We start from the raw sequence: 15,050 nt of genomic DNA on the forward strand, positions 1-15,050 counted from the left end.
GGTCAGCGGGACAGCTGGGGGACGGGGGCGAGCGCCTGCGCCGCGGCCTCGCGGCGCGAGCGGGGACCGTCGGTGCGAGGCACAGCGAAGCGGGCGAGAAGGGCGAAGAGGCCGTCCAGGGCGAGCGCGAGCGCGACGATGACGATGGAGGCGCCGAGGATCTGGTCGAACCGGCGCAGAGCCAGCCCCTGGATCAGATAGAACCCGAGGCCGCCGAGGCCGACATAGGCCGCGATGGTCACCGTGGCGACCACCTGGAGAGTGGCGGACCGCAGTCCGCCGATCAGGAGTGCGAGTCCGAGGGGCATCTCGATCCGGAACAGGATCTGCCACTCGGTCATTCCCATCGCGCGCCCGGCATCGATCACGGAGCGGTCGATCGCCTCGACGCCGGCGTACGCACCGGCGAGGATCGAGGGGATCGCGAGGAGCACGAAGGCGGCGACGGCGGCGTCGGTCTTCTGCGAGACCCCTACCAGCAGCACGAGCAGGACCACCAGGCCGAGCGCGGGGAGGGCCCGCGCGGCGCCGCTGAGGAAGACGACCACGTCGCGTCCTCTCCCGGTGTGGCCGACCGCCCAGCCGACGGGGATGGCGATCACCGCGGCGATGGCCACGGAGCCGAACGTGAACGCCAGGTGCTGCGCGATCGCGGTCGGCAGCGGAAGCGAGCCGGTGAGGCGGTCGGGCGAGAAGATCCAGGCGAGGGCCTCGGCGAGGAGGTTCACGTCGCCACCGCCGTCGACACCGCCCGCCGCTGCGAGGCGCGCGTCGGCGAGGTCCTGCGCACCCAGGGCATCAGCGCGCGGCCGAGGAGGACCAGGAGCAGATCGATCACCAGCGCCACCACCACGACGGCCACCACTCCGGCGAAGACCTCGGCCACGATCCGCCGCTGCGACCCGTTCGTGAAGAGATAGCCGAGGTTCTGCACGCCCACCAGGGCACCGACGGTGGCCAGCGAGATCGTCGACACCGCGGCGACGCGCAGCCCGGCGAGGATGACCGGGCCGGCCAGCGGGAAGTCGACCGTCCAGAAGCGTCGCCAGGTGCCGTAGCCGACGGCGACGGCCGCGCTGCGCGTGGCGGGATCGACCGAGGCCAGGCCCTCGGTGACCGATCGGGTCATGATCGCGACGGCGTAGATCGCCAGCGCCACGATCAGGTTCAGTTCGGACAGGAACGGGATGCCCAGCAGCTGCAGCAGCGGGAACAGCGCGAGGGACGGGATCGTGTACAGCAGCCCGACGACCGTGAGCACCGGGCCCCGCAGCCGCGTGTACTGGAACGCGAGCCACCCGATCGGGATGGCGACGGCGAATCCCATGATGATCGCGATGGCGCTCTGCCGCAGGTGGTCGACCGTGAGCGCGCCGATGAGGTCCAGGTTGTCGAGCACCCAGCTCACGGCGAGTCCTCCACCAGCACGCCCTGCGTGCGCCCCGCGGCATCGACGAGCACCGTGCCCTGCGGCGTCTGCTTCGCCCGCAGCGCGCGAGTGCCGCGCTCGGCGCCGATGAAATCGGCGACGAAGTCGCTCGCGGGGTTCTCGATGATCTCGCTCGGGCTGCCGATCTGGGCGACGCGGGCGCCGTTCTCGAGGATCACCACCTGATCGCCGAGGAGGAACGCCTCGTCGATGTCGTGCGTGACGAACACGATCGTCTTGTGCAGCTCCCGCTGGAGCCTGATGATCTCGGCCTGCAGCTCGCGTCGCACGATGGGGTCGACGGCCCCGAAGGGCTCGTCCATGAGGAGGATGTCGGGATCGACGGCGAGCGCCCGCGCCACGCCGACGCGCTGCTGCTGCCCGCCGGAGAGCTGACTCGGGTACCGCTTGGCGAGTCCTCGCTCCAGGCCCACGACGTCCATGAGCTCGAGAGCGCGCCGCCGCGCCTGCGCCCGCGGCACGCCCGTGAGCACCGGCACCGTGGCGATGTTGTCGACGACCGAGAAATGGGGGAGCAGGCCCGCGCTCTGCAGCACGTACCCGATCCCGCGCCGGAGTGCGACCGGGTCGCGCTGCGAGATCGGTTCGTCGTCGATGGTGATGACGCCGTCCGAGGGCTCGACCAGGCGGTTGATCATGCGCAGCAGCGTCGTCTTGCCGCTCCCCGACGAGCCGACGAGGACCGTCGTCTTGTGCGCGGGGAGAAGCAGGCTGAAGTCATCGACGGCGAGGGTGCCGTCCGCGAAGCGCTTGGAAACCGCGCGGAATTCGATCGCCATGCTGTCCTTTCGGCGGAGAACCCAGAAAACCACACGTCGGCGACATCGGGCCCGTTGATGCCGGATCTTGACCTGCGCGCATCGTCTGTGCTGCGGCCCGGCCACACTCATCGCGAGGGCGGGTCTCGCCCGCCGTCGGGGGGCGCCGCTACGTTGGGCGCATGACTGCTCGGGAGTACGACCTGATCGTGATCGGCGCGGGGCCCGTCGGCGAGAACGTGGCCGACCGCGCGAGACAGGGCGGCCTGTCGGTCGTCGTGGTCGAAAGCGAGCTCGTCGGAGGCGAGTGCTCCTTCTGGGCCTGCATCCCCTCCAAGGCGCTGCTGCGGCCTGGCGCCGCCCTGCGTGCCGCCCGGGCCGTCGGCGGCGCCGCGCAGGCGGTCACCGGCACGGTCGACGTGGCGGCGACGCTGCGCCGGCGCGACGTGCTGGTCCACGACTGGGACGACAGCTCACAGGTGGAGTGGCTGCACGGGGCGGGCATCGACCTGGTCCGCGGCCACGGACGCCTGAGCGGCGAGCGGGAGGTCACCGTGGCTGCTGCGGACGGCGCCGAGACCGTCCTGCGGGCCCGCCATGCCGTGGCCGTGTGCACCGGCTCGGCGGCGCTGGTGCCCGACATCCCCGGCCTGCGCGAGGCGCAGCCCTGGACGAGCCGGGACGCGACCGGCGTGCGGGACGTCCCGGCGTCCCTCGCGATCCTCGGCGGCGGCGTCGTCGGAAGCGAGATGGCGACGCTCTACACGTCACTCGGCGCGGAGGTGACGGTCATCGCGCGCTCCGGTCTGCTGCGTGGGGTCGAGCCGTTCGCCGGTGAGGCGGTGGCGAAGGCGCTGACGGATGCCGGCGCCGACGTCCGCACCGGCGTCGAGGTCGAACGTGCCGGCCGCGACGCCGACGGTGTCGTGCTCACGCTCTCCGACGGGTCCGAGGTGCGCGCCGCCGAGGTCCTGGTCGCCACCGGGCGGCGGCCCCGCACGGAGGACCTGGGGCTCGGGGCGGTCGGGCTGGCGCCGGGCGACTGGCTGGATGTCGACGACACGCTGCGCGTGCGCGGCGTGGACTGGCTCTACGGCGTGGGCGACGTCAACCATCGCGCCCTGCTCACGCATCAGGGCAAGTATCAGGCCCGCGCCGCGGGCGACGTCATCGCAGCCCGCGCGACGCAGGGCGAGGTCGACGACGGCCCCTGGGGAGCGCACGTGGCGACCGCCGATCACTCGGCGGTGCCGCAGGTCGTCTTCACCGATCCGGAGGTGGCCGCGGTCGGGCACACCGAGGAGTCGGCTCGATCCGCGGGCCTGCGCATCCGCGTGATCGACTACGACCTCTCATGGCTCGCCGGCGCGAGTGAGCACGCCGACGACTATCGCGGGCGCGCCCGCGTCATCGTCGACGAGGATCGCCGCGTCGTCGTCGGGGCGACATTCGTGGGGCAGGACGTCGGCGAGATGCTCCACGCCGCGACGATCGCCGTGGTCGGCGAGGTGCCGATCGACCGCCTGTGGCACGCGGTGCCGTCGTACCCGACGATCAGCGAGGTGTGGCTGCGCTGGCTCGAGGAATGCGGTCGCCCATGAGACCCGAGCCCGATCCCGTCGGCCCCGGCCAGGAGTCGGTGTGGGACTACCCCCGACCGCCGCGCGTCGAGCGGGTCGCGCGGCGGGTGCGCATCGAGCTGGGCGGCCGGGAGATCCTCGACACCGACGATGTCGTGCGGGTGCTGGAGACGAGCCACCCGCCCGTCTACTACCTGCCGATCGCGGCGTTCGCCGACGGCGCACTCACGCACGGGGAGGGCTCCTCGTTCTGCGAGTTCAAGGGCGGCGCGCGCTACTTCGACGTGCGCGGCGGCGGCGAGGTCCGGCCACGGGCGGCGTGGACGTATCCGCGGCCCGCGGCCGGCTACGAGCAGCTGGCCGATCGGGTGGCGGTCTACGCCTGTGACATGGACCGCTGCACGATCGACGGGGTCGAGGTGACACCACAGCCGGGCCGCTTCTACGGCGGGTGGATCACCCCCGACATCGCCGGCCCGTTCAAGGGCGTTCCGGGCTCCATGGGGTGGTGACCTCTCAGCGGTGACACAGGGAACACCCAGGCCGGTGCCCTTCCGCACCGATATATCGGTATGTATCGTCGGGGTATCGGCAGACGCTCGTTAGGAGACAGCCATGAGTGGTTCATTCCCCGGTTTCGGTTCGCGTCCAGGAGGTCAGGGCAGTGGCCTGCCCAACAGCCTGTGGGACGCGATGGATCAGTTGCGCGAGGCCTTCGAGAAGGGATTCTCGCCGCGCGTCGCCAAGGGCGACGTCCGTGCGGCGGTGCTGGCGGTGCTGGCGGAGAAGCCCATGCACGGATACCAGATCATCCAGGAGATCGAGGCGCGCAGCGACGGTGCGTGGAAGCCGAGCCCCGGCTCCGTCTACCCGACTCTCCAGCTGCTCGCCGACGAGGGACTGGTCGCGGCGGAGGAGTCCAACGGCAAGAAGACGTACTCGCTCACCGAGGCGGGCCGGGCCGAGGCCACGGCGTCGGCCGAGGACAAGTCCGCGCCGTGGGAATCGTTCAGCTCACGCGACACCGGTCGCACCTCGGCGCTGCCCAAGTCGGGTGCCAAGCTCGCACAGGCCGCCGCCCAGGTCGGTCGCAGCGGCACGCCGCAGCAGGTCGCGCAGGCTGTCGAAGTGCTCGACGAGGCGCGGCGTAAGCTCTACTCGATCCTGGCTCAGGACTGATCGCCGGCCGCGTGCCGGTAGACGCCGGCCCGAGCCCGCGGGTTCGACGGGGCGTGCGATCCCGGACGATCGGGATCGCAGGCACCGCGATCTAGGAGATTCGATGGCCGACGTCGGGAACACGCGCGCCCGCTACCGCAGGATCCTCCGGTTCGCCGGACGCTACATGGTCCAGGCGTGGTGGTACGAGCTCTTCCTGCCGCGCCTGGGGTTCGGCGCCCTCGCCGCCCGCGGGCGCGCCCGACGGCTGCAGACGATCGCTCGCCGGTTCCATGTGCTCGCCGTGCAGTACGGCGGGCTCATGATCAAGGTCGGCCAGTTCCTGTCGTCGCGGCTCGACGTGCTGCCGCCCGAGATCACGAAGGAGCTCGAGGGGCTCCAGGACGAGGTGCCGCCGGTCGCGTTCCCGGCGATCCGCACACTCGCCGAGGCGGAGCTGGGCGTCCCGCTCGGGCGCGCGTTCGAATGGGTCGACGAGACCCCCGTGGCCGCGGCATCCCTCGGCCAGGCGCATCGTGCGCGGCTCACCCAGGCCGACGCGGCCGAGACGGGGTTCGCGGACGTCGTGATCAAGGTGCAGCGCCCGGGGATCGAGGCGATCGTCGACGTCGACCTCGCCGCCCTGCGGCGCGTGGCGGCGTGGCTGAGCCGGGTGAAAGTGGTCCGCGACCACGTCGACCTGCCGGCGCTGCTGGAGGAGTTCGCCTACACCAGCCGGCAGGAGATCGACTACCTCCACGAGGCGCAGAACGCCGAGCGGTTCGCCGCCGACTTCGCCGGCGACCCCCGCGTCGGCGTGCCGGACGTGGCGTGGGAGCGCACGACGCGGCGGGTCCTCACCCTGGAGGACGTCACCGCGATCAAGATCAACGACGTCGACGGGCTCCGCGCGGCCGGCATCGACCCCGGCCACGTCGCCATCGAGTTCGCCGACGTCATGTTCGATCAGCTGTTCTCGAACGGCTTCTTCCACGCCGATCCCCATCCGGGGAACATCTTCGTCACGCCCGTCGAGCGCGGCGCCGGCGAGGGCGGGAAGGCATGGAAGCTGACGTTCATCGACTTCGGCATGATGGGCGAGGTGCCCGACGGGCTGCGCCACGGGCTGCAGCAGCTCGTCATCGCCGTGGCGTCGCGCAACAGCGCCAAGATGATCGAGAGCATCCGCGCGGTCGGCGTGCTGCTGCCGTCCGCCGACACGAACGAGCTGGAGCGGGCGATGACGGCGCTGTTCGCCCGGTTCGGCGGGATGGGCTTCGCGGAGCTGCAGAAGGTCGACCCGCGGGAGTTCCGTGCCTTCGCCACGGAGTTCGGCGACGTGGTGCGCTCGCTGCCCTTCCAGCTGCCGGAGAACTTCCTGCTCATCATCCGCGCCGTCTCGCTGACCAGCGGCATGTGCAGCTCGCTCGACCCCGAATTCAACGTCTGGGACGCCGTCGAGCCCTACGCCGACCGCCTCCTGCGCGACGAGCGGGGCAACGTGGTGCAGGCGTTCGCCCGCGAGGCCGCCTCCACCGCGGCCGTGGTCGCCCGCCTTCCGCGCCGGCTCGACGACATGATCACGCGCGCCGAGGACGGCCGGCTCGTCGCCGACGCCCCGAAGCTCGAGCAGCGCCTTCGCCGGCTGGAGCGCATGGGGCGCCGCGCCGTGTCCGCGGTGCTCTTCGCCGCGCTCCTGATCAGCGGCGCGGTGCTGCGCGCGGAGGATCTGTTCGTGGGCACCGTGCTCATGGTCGGGTCGGTGATCCCGCTCCTGCACACGCTGTTCGCGGGCTTCGCCGGGCGCCAGGGCCCGGGCGACTGAAGCCACCCGCTACGGTGTCACGGAGGACCTGACTGCGGGGGTGACCAGTGCTCGGCGTGATGATGCTGCGGGTCGCGGACCTGCTCGTGCAGCTGGGCCTCATCGGGATCGGCCTCGCGATCATCCTCGTGGAGGATCCCGACAGCACGTTGGACGCGCTGGCGCTGTGGTGCGTCATCGGGGGCCTGTACTGGCTGGCGTCGGTCATCGCGGTGGCGATCAGCGTGCGCCGGTCCGAAGTCGCGGCACCCGCGTGGCTGGGGCGGCTCGACCTGCACCCCGCGGTCGCCGTCGTCAGCGTGACCGCCACATTCCTGGCGAGCATCGTCGGGATCGTCGCCGCCATCGAGATCCTCATCCTCCGCGACGACCCCGACTGGGCCGGGTGGGTCGAGCCGGTCGCGATCTCGGCCATGCTGCTGTCCTGGGCGCTGTACCACTGGGGGTTCGCCCGCATCTACCACCGGCGTTTCCGGGTCGCCGACGTCGCCCCCCTGGTCTTCCCCGGCACGGACGCGCCCCGGATCGCCGACTTCGTCTACTTCTCGTTCACCAACGCCACGAACTTCTCTGTCTCCGACGTGCAGGTGATGACGACGCGCATGCGGTGGACCGTCGTGTGGCACACCGTCACGAGCTTCTTCCTCAACGCGCTGATCATCGTGCTCGCCTTCAGCACGATCATCAGCGGCTGATCAGCCCGCCGGCGAGTAGCCGCCGCCGTCCGCCGGGCCGGCGGTGATGACGGGCTCGATGTCGAGCGTCAGGTCGATGATCATGCGAAGGAGCCCGCCCATCGTGGTCGACTGCAGCAGCGAGTAGCGGTCGAGCTCGCCGAGCGGGGCCAGTGCGGCCAGCTGCCACGCGGCCTCGACCGGATCGTCCGACAGCGGGGTGTCGGCATCCCACCGCACGATCTCCAGGCCCCCGGACTCCGCGCCGGACGCGCGGGCGACGACGCGCCGCACGATGGCCTCGGCCTCGCCGCGCAACGCCGTGAGGGCATCGTCCCACTCCAGTTCGGGCACAGCGTCGACGCGTGCTCTCGGGTGGGGGTCGTCGTCCAGCCACTCCGCCACCTCGAACCGGTCGCCCCCCACCGCGACGGCGTACATCGCCTCGCTCGCCGCGTCCACGCGAATGAGGCGGGCGAACGTGCCGACGCCGGTGCGGATGTCGCCGCCCCCGACCTCGCGTCCTCGCTCGATGAGCACGACGCCGAAGCGCGGGTCCTCCTCGTCGAGCAGCCTGCCCAGCATGGTCAGGTAGCGGGGCTCGAAGATGCGCACGAGGAGCGGCGTGTGGGGGAACAGCACACTCCCCAGCGGGAACATCGCCACCTCGCGCATGGCTCAAGTCAAGCACGCGGCCGGCCACTAACGGCCGTTCCGTCCCGGCGCAACCCCCGTCACGCCGGCGCGCGGCGTGCCTAGCGTGGCCTCATGACAGGCGAACAGCGCGACCAGTACACGTTCACCAACCCCGCCGAGCTGTACGCGGACTTCGATCCGAAGAAGCAGCGTCAGCCCGAGCCGGGTCTCGACGCCGAGCTGCAGCCGAAGGCCGATCTGGGCGAGGAGACGTATCGGGGCACCGGCCGGCTCGCCGGTCGCAAGGCCCTCATCACGGGTGCGGATTCCGGGATCGGCGCGGCTACCGCGATCGCCTTCGCGCGCGAGGGCGCGGATGTCGCGATGTCGTACCTGCCGGAGGAGGAGCGGGACGCGCAGCGCGTCGCGGGGATCCTCCAGGATGCCGGCGTGACGGCGCTCACCATCCCCGGCGACCTGCGCGATCCGGCCTACTGCCGGGACCTCGTAGAGCGAGCGGTCGAGGGGCTCGGAGGCCTGGACATCCTGGTCAACAACGGCGGCAAGCAGATCTTCAACGAGGATCTGACGACCCTCGACGACGAGCAGTTCGACGACACCTTCAAGACCAACGTGTACGCCATGTTCTGGATCACCAAAGCGGCGCTGCCGCATCTGAAGCCGGGATCCGCGATCATCAACACCACGTCGATCCAGGCGTATCAGCCGTCGGAGATCCTCGTGGACTACGCCTCGACGAAGGCGACGATCAACGCCTTCACCAAGGCGCTCGCGCAGCAGCTGGCGCCGAAGGGCATCAGGGTGAACGCGGTGGCTCCTGGGCCGATCTGGACTCCGCTGCAGGTGACCGACGGCCAGCCGCAGGAGAAGATCGAGAGCTTCGGCGAGCAGACGCCGCTGGGACGTGCCGGTCAGCCGGCCGAGCTCGCGCCGGCCTACGTCTTCCTCGCGTCGGCGGAGTCCAGCTACGTCGCCGGCGAGACCCTCGCCGTGACCGGCGGGTCCCCGACGCCCTGAGCCTGCCTAGACTTCGACCACGGGCCTCCGTCCGCGAGGCGCCCGACCGACGAGTGGAGGAGCGGGGATGCAGCTGGGAATGGTGGGACTCGGCCGGATGGGCGGGAACATCGTCCGGCGCCTGATGCGCGACGGGCACGACTGCGTGGTGTACGACGTCAGCCCCGACGCTGTCGCGACGCTGGCCGGCGAGGGGGCCGAGGGCTCGACGAGCCTGGCCGAGCTCGTGTCGAAGCTCGAGGCGCCGCGCGCGGTGTGGCTCATGATCCCGGCGGGCCTCACGGGCACGGTGGTGGACGAGGTCGCAGCGCTGCTCGACCCCGGCGACATCATCATCGACGGCGGCAACTCGAACTACCGCGACGACGTGCGGCGCGCGGTCGCGCTCCAGCACACCGGCATCCACTACGTCGACATCGGCACCAGCGGAGGCGTGTTCGGGCTGGAGCGCGGCTACTGCCTCATGGTCGGCGGCCCCGACGAGGCGTTCCGGCGCATCGAGCCGATCCTCAGGACCATCGCACCGGGCAGCGGGGAGGCTGCTCGCACGCCGGGCCGCGACGGCGACTTCGCACCGGAGGAGCTCGGGTACCTGCACTGCGGTCCGTCCGGTGCCGGGCACTTCGTGAAGATGGTCCACAACGGCATCGAGTACGGCGTGATGGCGGCGCTGGCCGAGGGACTGAACATCCTCGAGCATGCCGATGCGGGTGTGCGCGAGGCGGAGCACTCCGCCGAGGTCGCTCCCCTGGAGGAGCCGGAGTTCTACCAGTTCACCATCGACACCCCGAAGGTCGCGGAGCTGTGGCGCCGGGGCTCGGTGATCTCCTCCTGGCTGCTGGATCTCACGGCCGCTGCCCTGCACGGCAACCCCACGCTCGACGGGCTTGCGGGGCGCGTCTCGGACTCCGGCGAGGGGCGCTGGACCGTCAAGGCGGCCGTCGACACCGGGGTGCCGGCGCCGGTGCTCGCGGCCTCGCTGTTCGAGCGTTTCGCCTCGCGCGACGAGGACCGCTTCGCCAATCAGGTCCTCTCGGCGATGCGCCTGCAGTTCGGCGGACACCAGGAGCTCCCGGCGGGCGATGTCCTGGAGGCCGGCGGGCGCAAGTCCGAGTCCTCCGCCGGCGGTCAGTCGCGCACCGCCGAGGACGCCGGGTGACGAAGGTCGACCTGAAGCGGACCATCCCCTCCTACACGGCGCCCCGGGGTGCGTTCGAGGTCGTCGAGGTGCCGCCGCTCCGCTACCTGATGGTGGACGGCCACGGCGACCCCAACGCGTCCGGGCAGTACACGGATGCGGTCGCGGCGCTCTTCGGCACGGCATACCGCCTGAAGTTCCTCAGCAAGACCGAGCTGGGCCGGGACTACGTCGTCATGCCGCTCGAGGGATTGTGGTGGTCCGACGACATGGCGACCTTCACCACGTCGCGCGACAAATCCCGCTGGAGCTGGACGATGATGATCCTCGTGCCGGAATGGATCGAGGAGGTCCATGCGGAGCGCGCCCGCCGGGCGGCCGCCGAGAAGGGCGATTCCGCCGCCCTCGGCTCCCTCCGGCTCGGAGATCTCGCGGAGGGCACCTGCGTCCAGACGCTGCACGTCGGCTCGTACGACGACGAGGCACCGGTCCTGGCCGACATGCACGAGCGGTTCATCCCGGCGCACGGGCTGCGCATGACCGGGCGTCACCACGAGATCTACCTCACCGACCCGCGCCGGTCGGCGCCCGAGCGGCTGCGCACGATCCTGCGACAGCCGGTGGAGCCGGCCGCCCGGGACTGACGACGCAGCGGATGCCGCGCCCCAGCCGGGGCGCGGCATCCGCGGGTCTGCTGAGCCCGTGTCAGCGCGGCACGTCGCCGCGCCAGGCTCCGGTCTCCTGCGGGGCCTTCTCGATGAACTTCTTGAAGTTCTCGAGGTCCCGCTTCACGGCGAAGTTGTCGGCGCCCACGACGGCCCCGACCTTCTCGACGACGCCCGTCGGCTCCCAGTCGATCTGCACGGTGACCCGGGTGCTGGTGTCGGTGAGCTTGTGGAACGTGACGACGCCGGCGTGCACGGTCTCGCCGTCGATGCTGCGCCATGCCACCCGCTCGTCGGGGTGCTGCTCGGTGATCTCGGCGTCGAACTCGCGCTCGACCGGGCCGACCTTGACCTTCCAGTGGTTGTGGGTGTCGTCGATCTGAGTGATCGACTCGACCTCGTCCATGAACTTCGGGAAGGTCTCGAACTGGGTCCACTGGTTGTACGCCATGGTGACGGGCACGTCCACGTCGATGGTCTCGATGATCTGACTCATGCCCCCAGCCTGCGCGTCGGCCCCGCCCCCTCGCACCCTCTTGACGAGGACCGCGGAAGCACGTATTGAGCCGTACACATGGCATATTCAGTCGCCGTCTGATACTTCTTGACTTCGACTGCCCGCCGCCCGGCGCGGGCGTCGACTCGTATATCCGAGGGGAGAACGCATGCGTGCACGGCGATCGAGGCTCGCTCTGAGCGGAGCTCTAGTAGGACTGGCCATGGCGATCGGGCTGGCGGTGTCGCCGGCGTCGGCCGCTCCATCGGGCGGCGTTCAGACGGCCACCGCGGCGTACTCGTGCGGAACGTTCGAAGGACTCGCGCTGACCCAGTCGACGGTGAGCTACACCGGTGTGACGCTGCGGTCGGGCGAGACGATCACGGCGAAGATGTCCCCCGCCGCGACGGGCGACAAGATCATGCTGAGCGTCGCCCGCGGCTTCAGCATCACGATGTACTCGGCGCCGGCCACCACCGGTCTCGCGTTCAAGGCTCCCGCCGACGGGACGTACAACCTCGGCTGGTCCCTCGAAGCGGCGGGCACGCGCCCGTCCAGCATCACGTGGACCTTCGACTGCTCGACCTCTTCAGGCACGACGACGCCCATCGTGGCGGATTCGGACCGGGACGGCGTCGCGGATTCGGCGGACGCCTGTGCGGCGACCGTCCTGCCCGATGCGATCAGCAAGCCCGTCGCGGGCCGCTACTACGCGAAGTCCACGGGCGCATTCGTCGACGGCACCGGTCGCTCGGCCAACCTCACGGTGGTCGACGCCGGCGGCTGCTCGGCGGGCCAGATCGCCAAGGCTCTGCGGCTGAGCGTGAAGGACTCCAAGTCAGGCATCACGCTCACGCAGTTGCAGTCCTGGGCTTCCACGCACTGAGCGCACAGAACGGATGCCGCGACCCGGCCGGGTCGCGGCATCCGTTCGTGCTCTTCGCCTACGCGGTGGCGTCGGCGCGCTTGGGCAGCACCCAGCCCGCGCGCGGGAAGTGGCACGTGTACCCGTTGGGGATGCGGATCAGGTAGTCCTGGTGCTCGGGCTCGGCCTCCCAGAACGGGCCCGCGGGCTCGATCGTCGTGACGGCCTTGCCCGGCCAGAGCCCGGACGCGTCCACGTCGGCGATGGTCTCGCGCGCGACCTGCTCCTGCTCGGGAGAGAGCGGGAAGATCGCCGACCGGTAGCTGGAGCCGATGTCGTTGCCCTGACGGTTCAGCGTCGACGGGTCGTGGATCTGGAAGAAGAACGCGAGGATGTCGCGGTACGTGGTCTTCGTCGGATCGAAGACGATCTCGACCGCCTCGGCGTGACCGGGGTGCTTGCGGTAGGTGGCGTGCGCGTTCTCGCCGCCGGTGTAGCCCACCCGCGTATCGAGGACGCCGGGCTGGCGGCGGATCAGGTCCTCCATGCCCCAGAAGCACCCGCCCGCGAGGACTGCCGTCTCGGTGCCGGGGGTGCGGGTGATCTCGCCGGTGTCGAAGGGACCGCTGGTCATGATGCGTGCTCCTGGTTCTCGATGGTGAAGAGGTGTCGGTAGGCCCCGTAGCCCTCGTCCTCGAGCGACGAGGCGGGCACGAAGCGCAATGCGGCCGAGTTCATGCAGTATCTCAGGCCGCCGGCCCGCCGGGGGCCGTCGCGGAAGACGTGCCCGAGGTGGCTGTCGGCGCCCGATGACCGCGCCTCGGTGCGCGGAATCAGCAGCTTCCAGTCGGTCTTGGTGGCGACGGCGTCGGGCTCGATCGGCTTGGTGAAGCTCGGCCATCCGGTTCCGCTGTCGTACTTGTCGGTCGATGAGAAGAGCGGCTGGCCGGAGACGACATCCACGTAGATGCCGGGCTCGTGGTTGTTCCAGTACTCGTTGCGGAAAGCCGGCTCGGTGCCGTCCTCCTGCGTCACGCGGTACTGGGCGTCGGTGAGGCGGCTCAGTGCCTCGGGGGTCCTGCGGTACTCGTTGCTCACGATTCCTCCTGATGCGACGCCGCTGGCTGCGGCGTCATTGAGGGAGAACGGATGCCGCGCCGGTTTTGGTCCCGTGAACCTGGGAACGCGCTCTGAGTTCCTGTCGGAGGTCAGTCCTGTTCCTCCAGCAGCCTGACGCGGGCGACGAGGAGACCGGCAAGAACGCCCCCGAGGCCCCCGGCGGCCATGTCGCCGATCGAGTCCTCGTAGGCGACGTAGATCTCCTCCGAGATGAACCGCCAGCCGATCCACTCGAGCATCTCCCACACGGCGCTGAGGGCCATCCCGAGGCTCGTCACGAGCAGGATCGGCGTCGCAGGCCGCGTGTCCGGCGCCAGCGGCGGCGGGACGAGCCCGAGTCGTGAGAGCAGGAGGTACGCCATGGCGGCCACCATGCCGGTGAAGGCGAAGTGCACGACGAGGTCCCAGCCGAGCACCGTCTGGTACAGCAGGAAGACGTTGCTCCAGGCCGCCACGAGCACCGTGACGCAGAAGGCGATGTCGAATCCCGGTCTCACTCCCACGAAGCGGGGGAGGACGAGCCCGAAGAGGGCGAGGGCGAGCACCCCGGCGTCGGTGGGCGCCCACCAGACGAACCCGGCGACGACGCTGAGCGGCCCCAGCACCCGGATCGCGTCGGCGATCCACTCGCCGGCGCCGCTCGGCGGCCTGAGGAAGCGCCGGATCACGGCCGTGTCCGCTCTGGTCGCACCGTCACGACGGCCTGCACGGGGAGGTGGTCGGACGGCCACACGTCCTCGTGGCGGAAGGCGTTGATCGCCACCCGCGCCACGGCGACATCCGGCGTCACGACGATCCAGTCGATCCGCGCCCTGTCCGGTCGCGGCGTGCGGTAGCCGGCGAAGGTGCCGACGGATGCCGTCACTCGCTCGTCGGCGGCGGTCCAGGCGTCGCGCAGCGAACCCCCGCCGAGCAGCGCCCGGAGGGTGCGCGACCCCTCGCCGGCGTTCAGGTCCCCGGTCAGGATCGCCGGGCCCGGATCGGCCATCGCCAGCAGGGCCTCGACCGAGCGGATGCGGGAGCGGGGCGAGAACGGATCGAGGTGGGTGTTGACGGCGGTGAAGACGAGCCCGGTTCCCCGGTCGCGAAAGCGCGCCGTCACCGCGATGCGGGGGATGAGGTTGCCCCACGAGCGCGAGCCCGGCTCGCGGGAGTGCTCCGACAGCGCGGTCTGCTCCCATTCGACGAGGTCGAGACGTTCGGCGTCGAAGAAGAGCGGGCAGCCCTCGCCGGTGCCGCGCGGGCCGTGACCGCGTCCGATGAAGCGGTAGCGCGCGCCGAGCGCGTCCCGCATCGCCTCGGCCTGATCCGGCAGCACCTCCTGCGCGCCCACGATGGTCGGGTGCTCCATCCGCAGGAGAGCCCTGACGGCGGCCTCGCGGTGACGCCACCGGTCGGCGCGACGCCACGCGAGTCCGTTCATGCGGCGCCGGACGTTGAAGGTCATCACGTGGAGCTCCGGCGCGGCCACGGGTCCGATGAGCGGCCCGGATCTGCGCTCATCTGCGGGCGTCGTCGGTCGGGTGTGCATTGCTCACGGTACGCAGATCCCTGCCTGCGGACGCAAGGGCTTGCGGCCTGCCGCTGACTCCCGCCGCGCGGACGGTCGGGCGCGGGTGTAACCGACACCGCGCCGGATCTCAAGGGC

At 70.9% G+C, this 15,050-nt stretch carries 18 protein-coding genes; 9 read left to right on the forward strand and 9 right to left on the reverse strand.

The features are described 5' to 3' along the window. Positions 1-2: 2 nt before the first annotated feature. Genes ACZBH1_RS11225 through ACZBH1_RS11235 form a run of 3 tightly spaced genes read right to left on the reverse strand, consistent with a single transcriptional unit; the run spans position 3 to position 2,229 of the window. Positions 3-728 carry an ABC transporter permease gene (locus ACZBH1_RS11225; RefSeq protein ID WP_463646414.1) on the reverse strand — a complete coding sequence of 242 codons (726 nt, stop codon included), beginning with the start codon at positions 726-728 and terminating at the stop codon, positions 3-5. Continuing rightward, on the reverse strand, positions 725-1,408 hold the full coding sequence (locus tag ACZBH1_RS11230) for an ABC transporter permease (protein ID WP_336394921.1): 684 nt from the start codon (positions 1,406-1,408) through the stop codon (positions 725-727). Before ACZBH1_RS11230 ends, ACZBH1_RS11225 begins: the two co-directional genes overlap by 4 nt. Next, positions 1,405-2,229: an ABC transporter ATP-binding protein gene (locus ACZBH1_RS11235; RefSeq protein ID WP_336394922.1), complete on the reverse strand. Its 825-nt coding sequence runs from the start codon at positions 2,227-2,229 to the stop codon at positions 1,405-1,407. The genes ACZBH1_RS11230 and ACZBH1_RS11235 overlap by 4 nt, the downstream gene beginning before the upstream one ends. A gap of 161 nt (positions 2,230-2,390) precedes the next feature. On the opposite strand from ACZBH1_RS11235, the gene ACZBH1_RS11240 reads away from it, so the two are divergent. From ACZBH1_RS11240 to ACZBH1_RS11260, 5 genes are all read left to right on the forward strand, one after another. After that, complete coding sequence (locus ACZBH1_RS11240) at positions 2,391-3,809, forward strand: dihydrolipoyl dehydrogenase family protein (protein WP_336394923.1); 1,419 nt, start codon at positions 2,391-2,393, stop codon at positions 3,807-3,809. After that, the gene (locus ACZBH1_RS11245) at positions 3,806-4,300 is read left to right on the forward strand and encodes a DUF427 domain-containing protein (RefSeq protein WP_378884520.1); all 495 of its coding nucleotides are present in this window, start codon (positions 3,806-3,808) and stop codon (positions 4,298-4,300) included. The genes ACZBH1_RS11240 and ACZBH1_RS11245 overlap by 4 nt, the downstream gene beginning before the upstream one ends. Before the next feature lie 103 nt (positions 4,301-4,403). Beyond that, complete coding sequence (locus tag ACZBH1_RS11250) at positions 4,404-4,967, forward strand: PadR family transcriptional regulator (protein ID WP_336394925.1); 564 nt, start codon at positions 4,404-4,406, stop codon at positions 4,965-4,967. A 103-nt stretch (positions 4,968-5,070) separates the two neighbouring features. Then, a complete protein-coding gene (locus ACZBH1_RS11255; RefSeq protein WP_463646415.1) occupies positions 5,071-6,771 on the forward strand; it encodes an ABC1 kinase family protein in 1,701 nt (566 codons plus the stop codon). 59 nt (positions 6,772-6,830) lie between these two features. Beyond that, positions 6,831-7,466 carry a DUF1345 domain-containing protein gene (locus ACZBH1_RS11260; RefSeq protein WP_378884651.1) on the forward strand — a complete coding sequence of 212 codons (636 nt, stop codon included), beginning with the start codon at positions 6,831-6,833 and terminating at the stop codon, positions 7,464-7,466. Here ACZBH1_RS11260 and ACZBH1_RS11265 read toward each other — a convergent pair whose 3' ends face one another. Continuing rightward, on the reverse strand, positions 7,467-8,120 hold the full coding sequence (locus ACZBH1_RS11265; protein WP_336394927.1) for an LON peptidase substrate-binding domain-containing protein: 654 nt from the start codon (positions 8,118-8,120) through the stop codon (positions 7,467-7,469). A 93-nt stretch (positions 8,121-8,213) separates the two neighbouring features. Here ACZBH1_RS11265 and ACZBH1_RS11270 point away from each other — a divergent pair, with 93 nt between their 5' ends. The 3 genes from ACZBH1_RS11270 to ACZBH1_RS11280 all read left to right on the forward strand — a co-directional run bounded on the left by ACZBH1_RS11270 (position 8,214) and on the right by ACZBH1_RS11280 (position 10,901). Next, positions 8,214-9,119, forward strand: a complete 906-nt coding sequence (locus tag ACZBH1_RS11270; RefSeq protein ID WP_336394928.1) for an SDR family oxidoreductase — start codon at positions 8,214-8,216, stop codon at positions 9,117-9,119. A gap of 67 nt (positions 9,120-9,186) precedes the next feature. Next, positions 9,187-10,278, forward strand: a complete 1,092-nt coding sequence (gene gnd / locus ACZBH1_RS11275) for a phosphogluconate dehydrogenase (NAD(+)-dependent, decarboxylating) (protein ID WP_336394929.1) — start codon at positions 9,187-9,189, stop codon at positions 10,276-10,278. Continuing rightward, positions 10,275-10,901, forward strand: coding sequence for a GyrI-like domain-containing protein (locus ACZBH1_RS11280; protein ID WP_463646416.1), 627 nt, complete (start codon positions 10,275-10,277; stop codon positions 10,899-10,901). The genes gnd and ACZBH1_RS11280 overlap by 4 nt, the downstream gene beginning before the upstream one ends. A 61-nt stretch (positions 10,902-10,962) precedes the next feature. Here the strand turns inward: ACZBH1_RS11280 and ACZBH1_RS11285 are convergent, their stop codons facing one another. Beyond that, positions 10,963-11,418, reverse strand: coding sequence for an SRPBCC family protein (locus ACZBH1_RS11285; protein WP_336394931.1), 456 nt, complete (start codon positions 11,416-11,418; stop codon positions 10,963-10,965). A 223-nt stretch (positions 11,419-11,641) separates the two neighbouring features. Here ACZBH1_RS11285 and ACZBH1_RS11290 point away from each other — a divergent pair, with 223 nt between their 5' ends. Beyond that, positions 11,642-12,304 (forward strand): hypothetical protein, encoded by a 663-nt coding sequence (locus ACZBH1_RS11290; RefSeq protein WP_336394932.1) that lies wholly within the window; start codon positions 11,642-11,644, stop codon positions 12,302-12,304. Positions 12,305-12,362: 58 nt separating this feature from the next. Here ACZBH1_RS11290 and msrA read toward each other — a convergent pair whose 3' ends face one another. From msrA to ACZBH1_RS11310, 4 genes are all read right to left on the reverse strand, one after another. Continuing rightward, entirely contained in the window at positions 12,363-12,917 is a 555-nt protein-coding gene (gene msrA, locus ACZBH1_RS11295) for a peptide-methionine (S)-S-oxide reductase MsrA (protein WP_336394933.1), read from the reverse strand. Further along, positions 12,914-13,381: a peptide-methionine (R)-S-oxide reductase MsrB gene (gene msrB / locus ACZBH1_RS11300; RefSeq protein WP_463646417.1), complete on the reverse strand. Its 468-nt coding sequence runs from the start codon at positions 13,379-13,381 to the stop codon at positions 12,914-12,916. Before msrB ends, msrA begins: the two co-directional genes overlap by 4 nt. Before the next feature lie 110 nt (positions 13,382-13,491). After that, entirely contained in the window at positions 13,492-14,070 is a 579-nt protein-coding gene (locus ACZBH1_RS11305) for a DUF2238 domain-containing protein (RefSeq protein WP_463646418.1), read from the reverse strand. Then, positions 14,067-14,873: an endonuclease/exonuclease/phosphatase family protein gene (locus ACZBH1_RS11310; RefSeq protein WP_463646419.1), complete on the reverse strand. Its 807-nt coding sequence runs from the start codon at positions 14,871-14,873 to the stop codon at positions 14,067-14,069. Before ACZBH1_RS11310 ends, ACZBH1_RS11305 begins: the two co-directional genes overlap by 4 nt. Positions 14,874-15,050 lie beyond the last annotated feature (177 nt).

This window comes from Microbacterium sp. ZXT2-5 (assembly GCF_055329545.1).

What these genes read in the sequence shown, in the direction of transcription:
- ACZBH1_RS11235 (WP_336394922.1), bottom strand. Translation starts at nt 2,229, where the DNA reads ATGGCGATCGAATTCCGCGCGGTTTCCAAGCGCTTCGCGGACGGCACC.
- ACZBH1_RS11240 (WP_336394923.1), top strand. Translation starts at nt 2,391, where the DNA reads ATGACTGCTCGGGAGTACGACCTGATCGTGATCGGCGCGGGGCCCGTC.
- ACZBH1_RS11245 (WP_378884520.1), top strand. Translation starts at nt 3,806, where the DNA reads ATGAGACCCGAGCCCGATCCCGTCGGCCCCGGCCAGGAGTCGGTGTGG.
- ACZBH1_RS11250 (WP_336394925.1), top strand. Translation starts at nt 4,404, where the DNA reads ATGAGTGGTTCATTCCCCGGTTTCGGTTCGCGTCCAGGAGGTCAGGGC.
- ACZBH1_RS11255 (WP_463646415.1), top strand. Translation starts at nt 5,071, where the DNA reads ATGGCCGACGTCGGGAACACGCGCGCCCGCTACCGCAGGATCCTCCGG.
- ACZBH1_RS11260 (WP_378884651.1), top strand. Translation starts at nt 6,831, where the DNA reads ATGATGCTGCGGGTCGCGGACCTGCTCGTGCAGCTGGGCCTCATCGGG.
- ACZBH1_RS11265 (WP_336394927.1), bottom strand. Translation starts at nt 8,120, where the DNA reads ATGCGCGAGGTGGCGATGTTCCCGCTGGGGAGTGTGCTGTTCCCCCAC.
- ACZBH1_RS11270 (WP_336394928.1), top strand. Translation starts at nt 8,214, where the DNA reads ATGACAGGCGAACAGCGCGACCAGTACACGTTCACCAACCCCGCCGAG.
- gnd (WP_336394929.1), top strand. Translation starts at nt 9,187, where the DNA reads ATGCAGCTGGGAATGGTGGGACTCGGCCGGATGGGCGGGAACATCGTC.
- ACZBH1_RS11285 (WP_336394931.1), bottom strand. Translation starts at nt 11,418, where the DNA reads ATGAGTCAGATCATCGAGACCATCGACGTGGACGTGCCCGTCACCATG.
- ACZBH1_RS11290 (WP_336394932.1), top strand. Translation starts at nt 11,642, where the DNA reads ATGGCGATCGGGCTGGCGGTGTCGCCGGCGTCGGCCGCTCCATCGGGC.
- msrA (WP_336394933.1), bottom strand. Translation starts at nt 12,917, where the DNA reads ATGACCAGCGGTCCCTTCGACACCGGCGAGATCACCCGCACCCCCGGC.